This window comes from Xanthomonas sp. LMC-A-07 (genome assembly GCF_030208825.1).
Classification (GTDB): Bacteria; Pseudomonadota; Gammaproteobacteria; order Xanthomonadales; family Xanthomonadaceae; genus Xanthomonas; species Xanthomonas campestris.
Map to the genome: position 1 here is coordinate 108,132 of NZ_JARVTF010000009.1, position 16,556 is coordinate 124,687.

Genomic DNA, 16,556 nt, shown 5'->3' on the forward strand with positions numbered 1-16,556 from the left:
GCGCGGAGTCTGGAACGCGACACGCGAAGCGCTTCGAGCAGCGCTCAGTGAGTGGGTCCCTGCTTGCCAACGCGCAAGCTCGCCGCCGCTGCGGTTCGCAAGCTATCGCCCAGGCGCTGCAAGGTCGTCGAGCGCACCGCAGCATGCTGCCAGTACAGCGGCACATCCAGCCAGCGCGTCGGGTCGATGATAACCAGCGCCTTGCGCTCGACTGCCGGCAACACCATCGCCTCCGGCGCCAGGCACCAGCCCAGCCCACGCGCGGCGGCGTCCACGAAGCCGGTGGATGTGGGCAGGTAGTGGATCGGCGGCGACAACTGCATGCGCGTGATGCGTCGCGCAAAGCGTGCCTGCAGCGCGTCCTTGCGGTTGAACACCATCATCGGTGCGCGGCTCAATCCGACGGCGTCCAGGCCGCTGCTGAAGTAGCGGGCCACCACATCCGGCGACGCGATGGCGTGGTAGCGCATGGTGCCCAGCGGCTGCACATTGCAGCCTTGCAGTGGCCGGCGTTCGGCGGTGACCGCACCCAATACCGTGCCGGCGCGCAGCAGCTCCAGGGTGTGGTCCTGGTCATCGACATGCACGTCGAACAACAAGCCGTGCGCCTGGTGCAACTCGGCCAATGCAGCCAGCACCCAGGTCTGCAAGGAATCGTCGTTGACGGCGATGGACAGCGTGCGCGGCATGCCGCCAGCACCCGCGTCAGGCAGGAAATCGGCCATTGCCTCGGCTTGCAGCACCTGCATCGGCCGCAGCCTGCGGAGCAAGCGCTCGCCGGCCGGGGTCGCGCGGCAGGGCGCTGTGCGCAACACCAGAACTTGGCCCAGCCGGTCTTCCAGTGCCTTGATCCGCTGCGAAATCGCGGACGAGGTCACCGACAGCCTGCGTGCAGCCAACTCAAAGCTGCCTTCATCAAGCACGGCAGCGAACGCGGCCAGTTGTGGATGCAACAACTCCATGCGAGTTCGCCGGATTAGATTTTCTTTGGAGCATACAGAATATTTAGGTTTCCTAATCCTAAGGGCGGCGGCAGTCTTGCCGCACGCAACCAACAGAGACCGCGCCATGGTCTTTAACGCAGCACTTTCCGGCTTCATTGCCAGCGCCGGGCTCATCATCGCCATCGGGGCGCAAAACGCCTTCGTCCTGCGCCAGGGGCTGCAATGGCGGCATGTCGGCCTGGTCGTGGCCATCTGCGCCTTCGGTGACATCACCTTGATCCTGGCCGGCGTCGCCGGCATTGGCGCGGTGGTGCAGCACTGGCCGCAGATCCTGCAGGTGTTCCGCTATGCGGGTGCGGCGTTCCTGGCGGCGTACGGGGCGATGGCCGCCCAGCGCGCCTGGCACGGGCAGGGCGCACTGGCACCGGCCGAACGCGAGGATCAGCGCTGGCAGCAGGCGGCGCTGACCTGCCTGGCTTTCACCTTCCTCAACCCGCACGTGTATCTGGACACCATGGTGCTGCTGGGTAGCCTCTCCGCACGCCATGCCGGCGTCCTGCGCTGGGCATTTGCACTCGGCGCCTGCCTTGCCAGCATCACCTGGTTCTGCGCGCTGGGCTATGGCGCGCGGCTGCTGCAACCGGTGTTCCGTAACCCACGCGCCTGGCGGGTGCTGGATGCTTGCATCGCCGTGTTCATGCTGGTGTTGTGCGTGGCGCTCCTGCTGCCGCAGCATACGACCTTGGGTTAACTGCGACGAACGCAAGCAAGTGCGCGGTCGTCCGTTGGTGCGGAGGGTTTAAAGCAGCCTGAGTGTGCGAGCTGCCCGTGCCGGATTCTGCTCACCGGCCGCACGCACACGGCGGATGCGCACGTCGCTTGTTCGTCGCTCCACGCCCTTTGCCAGGACACTTCACATGCCGCACGTGCACGTCAGCACCGACAACTCCCTGCTCGATATCGGCTTGATCCATCGCACGCTGTCACAAGACACCGATTGGGCCAAGGACATTCCCCTCGCCCTTGTGCAGCGCGCGATCGATCATTCGTTGTGCTTCGGCGGGTTTGTCGATGGCCAGTAAGTCGCGTTCGCCAGGGTGATTTCCGACTATGCGACCTTTGCGTACCTGGGCGATGTGTTCGTGCTGCCGGAGCACCGCGGCCGCGGCTACAGCAAGGCGCTGATGGATGCGGTCATGGCGCATCCCGATCTGCAGGGGCTACGCCGCTTCAGCCTGGCCACCAGTGATGCGCATGGCCTGTACGCCCGCTACGGGTTTACGCCGCCATTGTTTCCGCAGTCGTTGATGGAGCGGTATGTGTCTGGGTTGTATTCGACCTAGATACCGTGCGCGCTTTACAGCTTTGCTGCTGGCTAGTTAGCCAGCGATGCGCGGGGGTGACCCTGCGCGATGCGCGTCACTCGCGTTGTGCAGCCGTGGCGCACAACGCAGCCGTCGCAGGCGGCGGGCGCGATGGGAAACAGCATGCAACGCGCGCAGCCATCATCTCTGCGCGGCATGCATCCAGTCTTCTGCACATGCCAGTGCGTCGGCTTGGGTTACGCTACAACCACCGGCCAGATGGCGATCGTGCGCAGGGTCGATCGCCTCCCATTCCCAATGTCGTGCAGACGGCCACACTGCGAGCATGCACATGCGCGCATCGGCCAGCCGGACATCGCGTTGCCAGATTTGCAGCGCGTCTACCCACACGCGGTGCCAATGCAGATGCGTGCGGTCGGCGTCGGCACGCACGCCTGGATCGCGCATGGACGACGCAGAACGGGCAGTGTTGGGACTAGTGCGTGCGGAGCGCATCCGGAAGGGGGGAGCGGGAGCGGTGACGATCATCACGGGGATCCTTGGTCGAGCAGATGCGCCATGCGGGATATGTCACTCCCACCCACACATCTGCGTTACCGGCAATGCCGGCTGCGGATGTCGTGGGTACCTGGTGGCTAAGATGCCGCCTGTCTGGCGGTGGCCGGGCTACCATCCGGCCTGCTCTCTTTCGACCGCGGCAGCGTACCCAGCTGACGCCATCTGCGCAAGCACTCCTGCTATGCGTTTGATGCTTGTTTCTGGCGGATTTCTGTGTGCAAACGGGTGTGTTGCCGGCGATGTCTGCCTGGACGGAGCGGCCCATGAAACGCGCTTGACACACACGAAGAGAGCGCCGCGCGGCGCTCTCTTCGTGTGCTGCACCTGAGCTGGCAAGACACAGCCGGCGAGCTGATCCCGGCACTGGCGATCAGGCGCTACGTACCTTGCTCAACAGCTGTGCCACCGGCTCGGCGGTGCGGGTATTGGCGCTGCGTGTCTGCCGCGCATCGATCTTGAAGATGGCTACCGCGTCAGTGAGTTGCTCGGCTTGCTCTTCCATCGAACGCGCCGCGGCAGTGGCTTCTTCCACCAACGCGGCATTTTGCTGCGTGGTCTCGTCCATGTGAGTGATGGTCTGATTGACCTGCTCGATGCCCGCCGACTGCTCCTGCGAGGCCGCGGAGATCTCCCCCATGATGTCGGTGACACGTTGCACGCTGGCTACCACGTCGCCCATGGTCTTGCCGGCGGTGTGCACCAATGCGGAGCCTTCGGCGACGCGCTGCACCGAGTCGTCGATGAGATCCTTGATCTCCTTGGCGGCGCCGGAGGAGCGCTGCGCGAGCGTGCGTACCTCCGAGGCGACCACCGCAAACCCGCGGCCTTGTTCACCTGCACGCGCCGCTTCCACCGCAGCGTTCAAGGCCAGGATGTTGGTCTGGAAGGCAATGCCGTCGATGACGGAGATGATGTCGGCAATTTTCTTCGAAGAGGCTTCGATGCCGGTCATGGTCTCGACCACCTTGCCAACCACCTCGCCGCCTTGCGAGGCCACCCGCGCCGCGCCGATCGCCAATTGGTTGGCCTGGCGTGCACTCTCGGCGTTCTGCTTGACCGTGGAGGTGAGCTCTTCCATCGAAGCGGCGGTCTCCTCCAGATTGGCGGCCTGCTGCTCGGTGCGCTGCGAAAGGTCTTGATTGCCGGCGGCAATTTCGCTGGCCGCCGCGTTGATCGACACTGCGGACTGCTGGATGTTGCCGACGATCTGCGCCAACTGGATGGCGGTGGCATTGGCATCGTCACGCATCTGCGCAAAGACGCCGCGGAACTCGCCACTCATGCGCGCGGTCAGGTCACCGGCCGCGATCGACTGCAGCAGCGAGGACAGCGATTGCAGGTTGCCGTCGGCGGTGGACATGAGGTGATTGAGGCTTTCCACCATCACCCGGAAATCGAACTGGAAGCGCTCGGCGTCGCCACGTGCACTGAAGTCGCCGTTCGCCGCCGCCTGTGCCAGATGCTTGATCTCGTGATTCATTGCCGAAAGGTTGAGCTTCACCTGCGACATCGTGTCACTGAACACCGCCTTCTCGCCGGGCAGCGGCTGCATGTCTTCGCTGAGCTCGCCCACTGCATAGCGGCCCATGATGCGTGCCAGATCGGTCTGCACGGCGACGTGCGAGGCCACCAGTAGATTGGTGTCGTTGGCCATGCGGCCGTAGTCGCCGGGGAAGGCGGACGCATCGATGCGGAAGCTGATCTGGCCATTGTCATGGCGCTTGGCCATGTCGGTCTGTGCGGCAATCAGGTTGCGCAGCTGCAGCTGCATCTTGTCCATGGCCTGCAGCAGCCGCCCGGTTTCGTCGGTGGCCGTGGTGTGGACGTCGTTGTGCAGGTTACCGGCGGCGATGGATTCGGCGGTGCGGGTCGCCTGGCTGAGCGGGGCTGTGAGGCTGCGCGTGATCAACCATGCGAGTAATGCACTGATCAGCAGTGCGGCGATGCCGCCAGTGGCCAACGTGACCTTGCCGCGATGCATGGAGGCAACCGCCGCGGCGTAGGCTTCCTTGCTGAGGCGGCGTTCCAGGGCCGCATTTGCGCGGATAGCGGCCTGCTGTGCGTCCATCGCCACTGCGGCTTCGCCCTGCAGCAATGCCTGCGCCTGATCGTTCTGATCGCGCAGGCCGTATTCAAGGATTTGATTGTTGAACTTCACCGACACATCGCGCTTCTGCTGCACCAATGTGAGCGCGTCTTTTTCCAGCGCGCTGCTGGGCATGGCTGCCAACGCGTCATGCGCGTTCTTGTACCGCTTGCGGTTGGCTTCGATCATTTCCATCGAATGGCGGTTGGCCGCCTCACCTGACACCATCACGATGTCGCGCAGGCCGATCGCCACATTGGTATTGGCGTCGAGCATTTCAGTGGAGAGCTGGATGCGCTCCATGTTGTTGTTGACGATGGTGTCGAGCTCGAAGCGTGCGTTGGACATCGTCACCAGGCCGGTGGCAACCAACAGGCCGGAGAGCAGGATCAAGATGCCGAAGGCCATACCGAGCCGACGGCCGACGTTGAGGCGTTGCAGATAGTTGTTCATCACAGCATCCAGGGTGGTGCAGCTGAGGGGCCTGCGGGGATGCCATGCATCGGCGCGGGCGTCTTGACCAGCTAGCGGCCCGGAATGGGATGCCTAAAGGTACAAAACCGTAAATAGTTACTACAGATTCAGTGCCTTAGAAGGGATCTCCTGACAGCTGTCATTAGGGACCTGACAGACGCAGTGACCAGCGCTGGTTTAGAGGCTTTTTGAAAGACGATTTGACGTATGCGCCTGGTCGAAGTGACCGCATTTGGCGGCGCTGCGCGACGGTTCGATTCCGCCCACCGCTACGACGCTCCGGCGATGTCGATCCAATCGGGGCTGGCCATTCGGCGGTCACCACAATGGCAACTGCCAATGGCAGCGTCTGCTTGCGGGTCTGGTGTCCCACTGCAGAAAAGCGCGCCTTGCAGGCAGGCAACGTGCGGTTGCCAGCCGCACCGGGTACGGTGGGGCAGTGTGTCCGACAGGCGCTACACAGAAGCCCAAGAACGCAGTGGAGGCGCCTGCCTCAGTGGCTGCGTGTCACGCGAGCGTGGCAAGGCGCTGCTTCCACACCGCAGCAATGTAAACAACGCCGCACCGAACAATGCTGCGCCGCATGCAGGCGCAGCCGGCGAGGGCGCACACGTTGGCTGTGATCAGGCTTCCAGTGCGGCGAGCACGTCTGCGTGCAACTGCTCGGCGCCTGCCTCGGTGTTGAAGCGTGCCACGACCTCTTCGCCAGAGATCAGGCCGATGCGGACCGTGTGGCAATACGAACCAAAGTTCTCCCCGGCATTGAACGGATCGCTGATGACGGAGATATGGTTGAGGCGAACCCGGGTGGTGCCGAACGTGATGAACATCTGTGGTCTCCTGTGTGAGTGGCGAGTGTCCCACTTTGTGCGGCATGGCAGAAGCACGACGCTTGCCAGGCCTTGGCTGGCGCCGCTGTGCGGATGAGAGAGGCACACCTTGGCACAGGGCTGCGGGCGTCGTACCGGCGGCGGCGACCACGTACACTGCCCGGCCCTGACGTAGAGCATGACCGATGTCCGATCCGATCCGTCTCGACAAGCACGTGGCTGCCGTGTTCGGCTGTTCGCGCGGCGAGGCGCAGCAATACATCGAAGGGGGATGGGTCAGTGTGGATGGCGTGGTGGTGGAAGAGCCGCAGGCGCCGATCACCGGCCAGCAGGTGAGCCTGGCGGCCGACGCGGTGCTTGGGCAGGCCGAGCCCGCCACCTTGCTGCTGAACAAGCCGGCTGGCATGAGCTGCGAGGCCGCCGTGGCGCTGGCCACGCCGCAAAGCCGCAGCAGCCTGGATCAGACCGAGATCCGCGTGCTGAAGCGCCACTTCCTGCGCCTGAGCGCGCCGATGCCGCTGGACGACGAGGCCAGCGGGCTGCTTGTGCTCAGCCAGGATGGCCGGATCCTGCGCAGGCTCACTGCCGACGCGGCCACAATCGAGCAGGAGTATCTGGTGGAAGTGCGCGGCGAACTGCGCCCGTACGGCATGGCGCGGCTGGCAAGCGGCCTGGTGTATCAGCAACGGAGCCTGCCGGCCTGCAAGGTGAGCTGGCAGAACGAAGAGCGTCTGCGCTTTGCCATCAAGCACGTACAGCCGGGGCAACTACGCTACATGTGCAACGAGGTAGGGCTGGAGGTGGTCACCATCCGTCGCCTGCGGGTTGGCCGGATTTCGCTGGGCAAACTCGCATTGGGCGAATGGCGTTACCTGCCCACCGGCGAGCGCTTCTGATCTTGTGGCGTCTGTCGCCAGATAACTCGTGCGGCGATAAAAAAGCGGTTGGAATTCCGAGCGTTGCCTGATGTGCTGCGCTGAGAGCATCACGATGCGCCTGCCTCTGCCTCTGCAGATGGGCGCGGGCTGATCGTGATGTGAGCCGCTGCAGTAATCGGTTGGCTGATCGAGACGCGAGAGTAAGCAAGCTTTCGGCGCGCTAGGCTGTTCGTCATTGTACATGCCGCGAACAAACTGCCGATCCGCGAGTACTTCGAACTCCCCAACGCTAGAGTAGAGACGCGCCTTTCAGCGCGCCGACGTGCTCCGCCGCAGTTGCTGCGTGTGAATCACTTCTTGTTGCGCTTCTTCTTGGCGCGGGTCACCAGCCACACCACCACGGCGATGATGCCAACCACCAGGATGACGAAGGCCGGTGACAGAAATGAGTTATCGCCCATGTGGATCTCCTGAAATTCAACAGCCAAGCGCTGCACTGGGTTTAGCCTAGCGAGCGCCTTGGGTGATAGCGTGAAATGGACACGCAATCGCGGATGCATGCGTGGTTCGCAGCGCTGCAGGTTTGTCTTCAGCGCGTTCGATTGCGTTGCCGCAGCGTATGCGTCGAGCGCCAGGCTGGCTTGGTCGAAAGGTGGATGGCGAAGTTCAGTGCATGCGTTTCAAGCGCGCGTGCGGCTTGGTCGCAGGCTCGAACCATGTGCATGCAGCCGGCCGGTTGGCAGGCGCTGATGGACAGAACGGCGTGAGGACGATCAAGGGCTGCGGATGCAGTGCAGCCAGGGGACGCCGCTCCCGGGGTGTACACCCAGGGTGGATACAGCAAGCGTACTCAGCGATGCATTCAAAATGCGCTGCTCGTAGCCGTGGTCACTGAGGACTGGAATGTTGAACGCGGCCTCAGGCGCCAAGCACTACAGCAGAATCAGTTGCTGCGGCAAGTTCGATCGCTGAACTTGAGAAGCATCGATCGCAAGCGCGATGCGCATGCCTTGGTCTGGTGTGGCCACAGGCCAGGGGAGTTGCTGATCTGCTGATCAGGGAGGGTATGAAACCTGGACCGCATTCGGTCGATCTTGCGCGGGATCGTAGACGTGCTGACTACTTACGCCATGCAGCTAGCGACTTGTGCCGTGCAGCTAGGCACCTGTCACTACCATCTAGCAGCGAGCACAACCACTTCAGGGCAGCGTCAAGCAAACAGGCCAGGCAAACAGGCATGCTCCGCCTAAGGCAGTGACCATCATGATCCGGCGAGGGCGTGCTCCGCGCCCCGCGAGTTGAGCGGCCAACAGGCCTCGCGTCCGGCAGCTGCAGTATCAAGTGGGATGTGCGTCACGAAAATCAGGGGCGAACTGACGGGCTGTCAGGGCGTTCCTGACAGCGGTCTCGGCCGCAAAACGCCTGCTGCGCCGGGCTTACGCCATCGGGGTGGACGGCACGCGGTGCTTGGCCATGACGCTGCGGATCGCATTCAACAACTGCTCGGGCGTGTACGGCTTTTCGAGGAAAGCCACGCCGTCGGGCAGGATCTCTTCCACATATTCCACGGCTAGACCGGAGGTCAGCAGGATCGGCAGGTTGTACGGCGCATGCGCCGCTTTCAGCGCGAGGTCCACGCCTGTGAGGCCGCCCGGGAAATGGATGTCGGAAAACAGCACATCGACGCGCGGGTCGCTTTCGATCAACGCCAACGCTTCTTCCACCGAACCGGCACTGCGGCAGGTGAAGCCATAGCTCTCCAGCACAAGGCAACTGAGTTGACGTGTTCCATCGCCGTCTTCGACGACGAAGACAACCGGTCGTTCCTTGTTCTGTGACATGAGTACATCTCGTGAGGCAAGCCACATTTTCCGCAAAGCAGGGGTGAACCCCTTGTCAATGCAGGCCGAGCTGTAGTGTTACCAACCGAATGGGCCGGGCCCGTAACCGCCAGGTGCGTAGCGCGGGCCGAAAATGGGGCCTTCGCCGCGGCCAACGCTGATGCTGACGCCGATCTGATGCGCCTTGCCGTCATCGTCGTAATAGGTCTTGCACGAATTCAGATTGACGGCCTGCCAGTTGCTGTTGCCGCCACGGTTCGAATAGCCCATGCCGGTCTCGACCGCACCGTGCAACTTGCCCTGACACTGTTCGGCCCGCTCGGCGGCGATGGAGGCAGCGGAAGGACGCGCCAACGCCGGTTGTGGGCCCGTCTTGTCGCCATAAAAGGTGCCAGGCGGATCGGTGCTGTATTCCGGATCGGAACGGTACTGCACCGGCTCCTTGGGAATGCTCAAGTCCAGCGAACGGGGCGTCACCGCGTCGGTGCCGCTGTCGCCGGTCTGGGCGAGCGCACTGCCGGTGGCGAGCAGGGTGGCCAAAAGAAGCAGGCTGCGTTTCATCGGTTGGACTCTACAGGAGGGACTGGCGGCGCGCGCCAGATCGCTCCGTTGAAACTAGCAACGGCAGATTGAATGCGCGCTGTCGCTTCCGCGGATTGTTGTGCCGGCCGCGGCACCGGGCCGACACACACCTGGCGCATCAGCCCTGTTCGCGCACGATCTCGATCAGTTGCGCACCGTAACGGGCCAGTTTGCCGCCGCCGATGCCGCTCACTCGCGAGAGGGCGTCGATGCTGGTTGGCCGTTGTTCGGCGATATTGCGCAGTGTGCTGTCGTGGAAGATCACGAAGGCCGGCACGTTCTGCTCCTTCGCCAGCTCCGCGCGCAGGCCGCGCAAGGCGTTGAATAGCCCCAGGTCCTGCGGCTGCACCGGCAGCCCGGTGCGTTGCGCGCCGCGGTCGCGCTCTCGCCCGGCAGCCGGGTTTTCGCGCCGCATCATCACCTGGCGCTCGCCTTTGAGCACCTGGCGGCTGGCATCGGTGAGGCGCAGGCCGCCATGGCCTTCGCTGTCGACCTCCAGCAGGCTGGCGGCCACCAGCTGGCGGAACACCCCGCGCCAGGTGCGCTCGTCCATGTCGCGGCCGATGCCGTAGGTGCTCAGCTGGTCGTGGCCGAGCTGCTTGATGCGCTCGTTTTCGCTGCCGCGCAGGATGTCGATCAGATGGCCCACGCCGAAGCGCTGCCCGCTGCGATACACACAGCTCAGCGCCTTCTGCGAGGCCACGGTGGCGTCCCAGGCGGCGGCCGGGGTCAGGCAGTTGTCGCAATTGCCGCAGGGCTTGGGATAGGTCTCGCCGAAGCCGGCCAGCAGCACCTGGCGGCGGCACTGCATGGACTCGCAGTAGCCCAGCAGGTGATCGAGCTTGGCGCGTTCCAGGCGCTTGCGCTCTTCGGCAGCCTCGCCCTGTTCGATCATCTGCTTGAGCAGCACCACATCGCCCAGGCCATAGCAGAGCCATGCCTCGGCGGGCTCGCCATCGCGGCCGGCACGCCCGGTTTCCTGGTAATAGCCTTCCATCGATTTGGGCAGGTCCACGTGCGCCACGAACCGCACGTCTGGCTTGTCGATGCCCATGCCGAACGCGATCGTGGCAGCCATGATGATGCCGTCCTCGCGCAGGAAGCGGCGCTGGTTCTCCGCGCGCACTTCCGCCGGCAGGCCGGCGTGGTAGGGCAGGGCATTGAAGCCTTGCGCACACAGCTGTTGCGCGGTTTCTTCCACCTTGCGCCGTGACATCGCATAGACAATGCCGGCCGAGCCGCGGTGGCGGCCCAGGAACTCCTGCAGCTGCTTACGCGCGTTGTCCTTCTGCACCACGGTGTAGCGGATGTTGGGGCGGTCGAACGAGCTCACGAAGTGGCGCGCCTCCACCAGGTCCAGGCGCTCGGCGATCTCGCGTTGGGTGGGCGGGTCGGCGGTTGCCGTCAATGCCATCCGCGGAATGTGTGGCCAACGCTCGTGCAGCACGGTGAGCTGGCGGTACTCCGGGCGGAAGTCGTGGCCCCACTGCGACACGCAGTGCGCTTCGTCGATGGCGAACAAGGCGATGCGGCTACGTTCCAGCAGCGAGAGGAAGCGCGGGGTGAGCAGCCGTTCCGGTGCGACGTACAGCAGGTCCAGATCGCCCGAGAGCAGGGCGCGTTCCACCCGCTGGGTGTTTTCCGCATCCAGGGTGGAGTTGAGGAATTCGGCGCGTACACCGAGCTGGCGCAGGGCTTCCACCTGGTCCTGCATCAGGGCGATCAGCGGCGACACCACGATGCCGATGCCGTCGCGCAACAGCGCCGGGACCTGATAGCACAGCGACTTGCCGCCACCGGTGGGCATCAGGACCAGCGCGTCGTTGCCGGCGGCGACGTGTTCGACAATGGCTTGCTGGGGGCCGCGGAAGTCGTCGTAACCGAAGACGCGGCTGAGCAGTTCGTGTGCGGGGGAAGACATCCGCCTAGGATACCGCGCGGGTCAAGCCCGGGCCGGTGTCACGCGGGCGGTGTTGCGCAGTGGTGTGTCGGGGATCGCCGCGACGTGACAGGTGCGGTAGACGAATACGTTCGCGGATGCAGCTGATCGCTTACCGCGTGGCGCAAGAGATGCCAGGCAGCGGTGCGTAGACCAGGGCTTCGCTCCGTACCCTCACCCCAACCCCTCTCCCGGCGGGAGAGGGGCTTAGTGTCCAGCGTTGCCTACCGGTGGTAGGCGGATGAGCAGGTGCCCAAGCTTGAGCAGGGCTCAAGGTTGCCCCTTTGGCGAAACCTTGGACAAACCCGTGGAGGCTACGCGTGAAGGGTTTACTGCAGCAGCGAGCGCAGCATCCAGGCGTACTTTTCGTGGGTCTGCAGACGCTGGGTCAGCAGGTCCACGGTCGGGTCGTCGCCGGCGTCGTCGGCGGTGCCCAGCACCTTGCGGGCGGTGCGGCAGACCGCTTCGTTGCCGCTGACCAGCTGGCGGACCATCTCGCGCCAGTCGGCGCTATCGCTCAGGCCCGGCTCTTCCGGGATCGAGGTCAGCGCCACGAATTCGCGGTACGAACCCGGTGCGTTGTAGCCCAGGGCGCGGATGCGCTCGGCCACTTCATCCAGCGCGCCCCACTGCTCGGTGTACTGGGTTTCGAACATGGTGTGCAGCGAGTTGAACATCGACCCGGTGACGTTCCAATGGAAGTTGTGGGTCTTCAGGTACAGCGTGAACGCGTCGGCCATGTAGCGGGCCAGGCCGTCGGAGATCTGCTTGCGATCGGCATCCTTGATCCCGATATCGATGTGTGGCGCCGAGGGAGCGGCGACCGGCAACGCGTCAGTGGGAGCCGCGGGTTTGTTTGCTGCGTTCTTCTTCTTGGACATGGATGGTCCTCCTTAGGAACTGATATGGCGTCACAATAGACAGGCTAAAGGATCACTTGTCATTCAATCTTTCACATTTTTCCATCGATGAGCGCTATCGACACTGACCTCGCCACCACGTTGCGCGAGCGCCGCGGCGCCGTAGATGCTGCCATGAGCCGCGATCGTGGCCGTTTGCTGGGCCTATGGTCGCGCTGGCAAGGCAAGCCCGGCAACCCGCAGCTGCGCCAGGCCTTCGAACAGGCGCTGGCCGCCTCGCAGGCGCAACGGCAGGCGCGTGCCGCGCAGCAGCCGGCGATCACGCTGGATACGCAACTGCCGATCGCGCGCGAAGCCGATCGCATCATCGCGCTCATCCGTGACCATCCGGTGGTGGTGATTGCCGGTGAGACCGGTTCGGGCAAGACCACCCAATTGCCCAAGCTGTGCCTGGCAGCCGGGCGGGGTGCGGCCGGCATGATCGGCTGCACGCAGCCGCGGCGTATCGCTGCGCGCGCGGTGGCCGCGCGCGTGGCTGAAGAACTCAACACCCCGTTGGGCACCACGGTGGGGTTCCAGGTGCGCTTCACCGATCGCGTGGGTGAGGACTCGCGCATCAAGTTCATGACCGACGGCATTTTGCTGGCGGAGATCGCCAGCGACCGGTGGTTGTCCGCCTACGACACCATCATCGTGGACGAAGCGCATGAGCGCAGCCTCAACATCGACTTCCTGCTGGGCTATCTCAAGCAGCTGCTGCGCAAGCGCCCCGACCTCAAGCTGATCGTCACCTCCGCCACCATCGACACCGAGCGGTTCTCGCGGCATTTCGATGATGCGCCGGTGATCAACGTGGAAGGCCGCACCTTCCCGGTGGAGGTGCGCTACCGCCCGCTCGAAGGCGAGTCTGGCGACGGCGATGCCGGCGATGGTGGGCGCGATGGCGAACGCACCGTCAACGACGCCATCGTGGCGGCAATCGACGAGATCACCCGCATCGACCCGCGTGGCGATGTGCTGATGTTCCTGCCGGGCGAGCGCGAGATTCGCGATGCGCACCAGTCGCTGGAGCGGCGCAAATACCGCGAGACCGAAGTGGTGCCGCTGTACGCGCGGCTGTCGGCGGCCGACCAGGACCGCGTGTTCAACCCGGGCCCGCGCCGGCGCCTGGTGCTGGCCACCAACGTGGCCGAGACCTCGCTGACGGTGCCGCGCATCCGCTACGTGGTGGATCCGGGCTATGCGCGCGTCAAGCGCTACAGCCCGCGGCAAAAGCTGGACCGGCTGCATATCGAGCCGATTTCGCAGGCCAGCGCCAACCAGCGCATGGGCCGCTGCGGGCGTATCGCCGAGGGCATCTGTTACCGGCTGTACGCGGAGGCGGATTTCGCCGCGCGCCCGGCCTTCACCGACCCGGAGATCCGGCGCGCGTCGTTGTCGGGCGTGATCCTGCGCATGCTGCAGTTGGGACTGGGGCGCATCGAGGAGTTTCCGTTCCTGGAAGCGCCGGACGAACGCGCCGTGGCCGATGGCTGGCAACAGCTGCTGGAGCTGGGCGCGATCGATGCCGAGCGGCGGCTGACGGCGATCGGCCGGCAGATGGCGCGCCTGCCGGTGGACGTCAAACTGGCGCGCATGCTGGTGGCCGCGCAACAGCACGGCTGCCTGCGCGAGATGATCATCATTGCCGCGTTCCTGGGTATCCAGGATCCGCGCGAGCGCCCGCCGGAAGCGCGCGAAGCCGCCGATAACGCGCATGCGCTGTTTGCCGACGCGCGCTCGGAGTTCGTCGGCATCCTGCGCCTGTGGGACGCCTACCGGCAGGTGCACGAAGACCTCACCCAGTCCAAGTTGCGCGATTGGTGCGGCCGGCATTTTCTCGGCTTCCTGCGCATGCGCGAGTGGCGCGAGCTGCACCGCCAGTTGCGCTTGCTGTGCGAAGAACTGGGCTGGAGCGAAGAGCCGGCCGGCGCGCTGCTGGCGCCGCTGCTGGCCGGTGCCAGCGCGCCGGTGCGCGAGGATGGGCAGGCGCACCGCGCCACCCGTGGGCAGCTGCACCGTGCCGCGCGGCTAGCGCGCGAAGGCAAGCCGGATCCAGCGGCGCCGCCCGCACAGGCGAAGGCCGCGCCTGCAAAGAGCCCGCCTGCCGATGCCACCGACGCGGCGGTGCGCACCACCGAGCGCGAACGTGCTGCCGCTTACCAGGCCTTGCACCGCGCACTGCTGGCGGGCCTGCCGACACAGATTGGCCACCGCACTGAAAAAGGCGATTTCCTGGCTGCGCGGCAGCGCCGTTTCGTGCCGTTTCCGGGCTCCGCGTTGGCGCGCAAGCCGCCACCGTGGATTCTTGCGGCGACCTTGCTCGACACCCAGAAAGTGTGGGGCATGACCAATGCGGCGATCGAGCCGGACTGGGCCATTGCCGAGTTGCCGCACTTGCTGGCACGCAAGCATTTCGACCCGCACTGGTCCCGCGCGCAAGGGCAGGTGGTGGCCTCCGAGCAGATCAGTCTGTTCGGCCTGGTGCTGGCGCCCAAGAAGCCGGTGCACTTCGGCAAGATCGACCCTGCCACCTCGCACGACCTGTTCGTGCGGCAGGGCCTGGTGCCGGGCGAAATCAACACGCGTGCGGCGTTTGTCGCCGATAACCTCAAGGTGCTGGAACAGGCGCGCGAAGAGGAAGCCAAGCTGCGCCGCGCCGGCATCGTGGCCGACGAAGACTGGCAGGCGCGCTGGTATCTGGACCGCATTCCGGCCGAGCTGCATTCGGCCAGCGGCCTGGATGCGTGGTGGAAGACCTTGCCTGCCGACAAGCGCCGCAGCCTGCACTGGTCGTTGAACGATCTGCTGCCCGGCGAAGGCAGCGAGGCGGACCGGTTCCCGAAGTATTTCGCGCTGGGCGATGCGCGGTTGCCGTTGCAGTACCGCTTTGAGCCGGGTGCCATCGACGATGGCGTGACGCTCGAGGTGCCGTTGCATCTGCTCAATGCGCTGGATCCGTCGCGCTTGTCGTGGCTGGCGCCCGGGTTTGTGGCCGACAAGGCGTCGGCGCTGATCCGCAGCCTGCCCAAGGCGCAGCGCCGCAATTACGTGCCGGCGCCGGATTACGGCCGCGCGTTCTACGAGGCCTTCAGCACGCCATCGGCGGACGATATGCGCGGCGAGCTGGCGCGCTTTTTGAGCAAGGCCACCGGTGCGCCGGTGGCGGCGCTGGATTTCGATGAAGAAGCGCTGGACACGCACTTGCTGATGAACCTGCGGCTGCGTGACGAGGACGGCAGGGTGCTGGCCGAATCGCGCGATCTGGTGGGATTACGTGCGCGCTTTGGCGAGCGTGCCGGGCAGGCCTTCGCCGCGCGTGCCGGACGCGCGCTGGCGGCGGAAGGGCTGCGCGATTTCCCGGCCACGCCGATCCCCGAACAGGTGGCCGGCGAAGCGGGCGTGCCCGCCTATCCGGCCTTGGTGGAGCAGGGCGAGGATGCCGCGCTGCGGATCTTTGCCGACCGCAACGAAGCGCTGCGTGCGCATCCGCGTGGTGTGCGCCGGCTGCTGGAAATTGCCTTGGCCGACAAGATCAAGCAGGCGCGCAAGCAGCTGCCGGTGTCGCCCAAGACGGGGTTGTTGTATGCGGCGATCGAATCGCAGGAGCGCCTGCGCGGCGATCTGGTGGATGCGGCGCTCAATGCGGTGTTGGCAGAGGGGCTGGGCGCGATCCGCGACCCTGCCGCGTTCGCACAGCGCCGCGAGGATGCGGTCAAGCGGCTGTTTGGCGAAGCAATGGCGCGGTTGACGCTGGCAGAGAGCATTCTCGGCGCGGTGGCCGAACTCAAGCCTTTACTGGAAGCGCCGTTGATGGGCTGGGCGCGCGGCAATCTGGATGACATGGAACAGCAGCTGCGCGCGCTGGTGCATGCCGGGTTCCTGCGCGACACGCCGGCCGATGCGCTGGCCAATTATCCGCGCTATCTCAAGGCGATGATCCTGCGCACCGAACGCGCCAAGCGCGACCCGGCACGCGACCAGGCACGCATGCTCGAGCTCAAGCCGTTCGTGGATGCACTCAACGACGCCGCGGCGCGTGGGCTGCAACAGCACCCGGATTGGCAGGCGCTGCGCTGGGATCTGGAAGAACTGCGGGTGTCGGTATTCGCGCAGGAGCTGGGCGCCAAATCCGGCGTTTCGGCGAAGAAGTTGTCGCAACGCGTGGCGGCCTTGCGAGGGTAAGGCGCGCTGGCAGAT

General features: G+C 65.1%; 11 protein-coding genes and 1 pseudogene. 4 read left to right on the forward strand and 8 right to left on the reverse strand.

All coding sequences use genetic code 11. The features are described 5' to 3' along the window. Window positions 1-44 precede the first annotated feature (44 nt). Complete coding sequence (locus QRM89_RS10920) at window positions 45-962, reverse strand: LysR family transcriptional regulator ArgP (RefSeq protein WP_285448024.1); 918 nt, start codon at window positions 960-962, stop codon at window positions 45-47. A gap of 106 nt (window positions 963-1,068) precedes the next feature. On the opposite strand from QRM89_RS10920, the gene QRM89_RS10925 reads away from it, so the two are divergent. Both QRM89_RS10925 and QRM89_RS10930 read left to right on the forward strand, forming a co-directional pair. Further along, window positions 1,069-1,695 (forward strand): LysE/ArgO family amino acid transporter, encoded by a 627-nt coding sequence (locus QRM89_RS10925; RefSeq protein ID WP_285448025.1) that lies wholly within the window; start codon window positions 1,069-1,071, stop codon window positions 1,693-1,695. Between the two features lie 166 nt (window positions 1,696-1,861). After that, a pseudogene (locus QRM89_RS10930) lies at window positions 1,862-2,287 on the forward strand (GNAT family N-acetyltransferase). Window positions 2,288-2,449: 162 nt separating this feature from the next. Here QRM89_RS10930 and QRM89_RS10935 read toward each other — a convergent pair. From QRM89_RS10935 to QRM89_RS10945, 3 genes are all read right to left on the reverse strand, one after another. Next, window positions 2,450-2,797 carry a hypothetical protein gene (locus tag QRM89_RS10935; protein ID WP_285448063.1) on the reverse strand — a complete coding sequence of 116 codons (348 nt, stop codon included), beginning with the start codon at window positions 2,795-2,797 and terminating at the stop codon, window positions 2,450-2,452. Between the two features lie 400 nt (window positions 2,798-3,197). Then, window positions 3,198-5,366, reverse strand: coding sequence for a methyl-accepting chemotaxis protein (locus QRM89_RS10940; protein WP_285448026.1), 2,169 nt, complete (start codon window positions 5,364-5,366; stop codon window positions 3,198-3,200). Window positions 5,367-6,010: 644 nt separating this feature from the next. Continuing rightward, a complete protein-coding gene (locus QRM89_RS10945; RefSeq protein ID WP_042594779.1) occupies window positions 6,011-6,217 on the reverse strand; it encodes a hypothetical protein in 207 nt (68 codons plus the stop codon). Between the two features lie 185 nt (window positions 6,218-6,402). On the opposite strand from QRM89_RS10945, the gene QRM89_RS10950 reads away from it, so the two are divergent. Beyond that, entirely contained in the window at window positions 6,403-7,113 is a 711-nt protein-coding gene (locus QRM89_RS10950; protein WP_103700164.1) for an rRNA pseudouridine synthase, read from the forward strand. Between the two features lie 1,418 nt (window positions 7,114-8,531). Here QRM89_RS10950 and QRM89_RS10955 read toward each other — a convergent pair. The 4 genes from QRM89_RS10955 to QRM89_RS10970 form a co-directional block, all read right to left on the reverse strand. After that, a complete protein-coding gene (locus QRM89_RS10955) occupies window positions 8,532-8,936 on the reverse strand; it encodes a response regulator (RefSeq protein ID WP_011038072.1) in 405 nt (134 codons plus the stop codon). Between the two features lie 78 nt (window positions 8,937-9,014). Beyond that, complete coding sequence (locus QRM89_RS10960; protein ID WP_014508595.1) at window positions 9,015-9,497, reverse strand: hypothetical protein; 483 nt, start codon at window positions 9,495-9,497, stop codon at window positions 9,015-9,017. A 139-nt stretch (window positions 9,498-9,636) separates the two neighbouring features. Beyond that, window positions 9,637-11,439, reverse strand: a complete 1,803-nt coding sequence (recQ, locus tag QRM89_RS10965) for a DNA helicase RecQ (protein ID WP_285448027.1) — start codon at window positions 11,437-11,439, stop codon at window positions 9,637-9,639. Window positions 11,440-11,786: 347 nt separating this feature from the next. Further along, window positions 11,787-12,338, reverse strand: coding sequence for a Dps family protein (locus QRM89_RS10970; protein ID WP_011038069.1), 552 nt, complete (start codon window positions 12,336-12,338; stop codon window positions 11,787-11,789). Between the two features lie 87 nt (window positions 12,339-12,425). Here QRM89_RS10970 and hrpA point away from each other — a divergent pair, with 87 nt between their 5' ends. Further along, a complete protein-coding gene (gene hrpA, locus QRM89_RS10975) occupies window positions 12,426-16,541 on the forward strand; it encodes an ATP-dependent RNA helicase HrpA (protein WP_285448028.1) in 4,116 nt (1,371 codons plus the stop codon). The last annotated feature ends 15 nt before the right edge of the window (window positions 16,542-16,556 follow it).

Excerpts from the sequence above, each read along its gene's own strand:
- QRM89_RS10920 (WP_285448024.1), bottom strand. The coding sequence starts at position 962 with ATGGAGTTGTTGCATCCACAACTGGCCGCGTTCGCTGCCGTGCTTGAT.
- QRM89_RS10925 (WP_285448025.1), top strand. The coding sequence starts at position 1,069 with ATGGTCTTTAACGCAGCACTTTCCGGCTTCATTGCCAGCGCCGGGCTC.
- QRM89_RS10935 (WP_285448063.1), bottom strand. The coding sequence starts at position 2,797 with ATGATCGTCACCGCTCCCGCTCCCCCCTTCCGGATGCGCTCCGCACGC.
- QRM89_RS10940 (WP_285448026.1), bottom strand. The coding sequence starts at position 5,366 with ATGAACAACTATCTGCAACGCCTCAACGTCGGCCGTCGGCTCGGTATG.
- QRM89_RS10945 (WP_042594779.1), bottom strand. The coding sequence starts at position 6,217 with ATGTTCATCACGTTCGGCACCACCCGGGTTCGCCTCAACCATATCTCC.
- QRM89_RS10950 (WP_103700164.1), top strand. The coding sequence starts at position 6,403 with ATGTCCGATCCGATCCGTCTCGACAAGCACGTGGCTGCCGTGTTCGGC.
- QRM89_RS10955 (WP_011038072.1), bottom strand. The coding sequence starts at position 8,936 with ATGTCACAGAACAAGGAACGACCGGTTGTCTTCGTCGTCGAAGACGGC.
- QRM89_RS10960 (WP_014508595.1), bottom strand. The coding sequence starts at position 9,497 with ATGAAACGCAGCCTGCTTCTTTTGGCCACCCTGCTCGCCACCGGCAGT.
- recQ (WP_285448027.1), bottom strand. The coding sequence starts at position 11,439 with ATGTCTTCCCCCGCACACGAACTGCTCAGCCGCGTCTTCGGTTACGAC.
- QRM89_RS10970 (WP_011038069.1), bottom strand. The coding sequence starts at position 12,338 with ATGTCCAAGAAGAAGAACGCAGCAAACAAACCCGCGGCTCCCACTGAC.
- hrpA (WP_285448028.1), top strand. The coding sequence starts at position 12,426 with ATGAGCGCTATCGACACTGACCTCGCCACCACGTTGCGCGAGCGCCGC.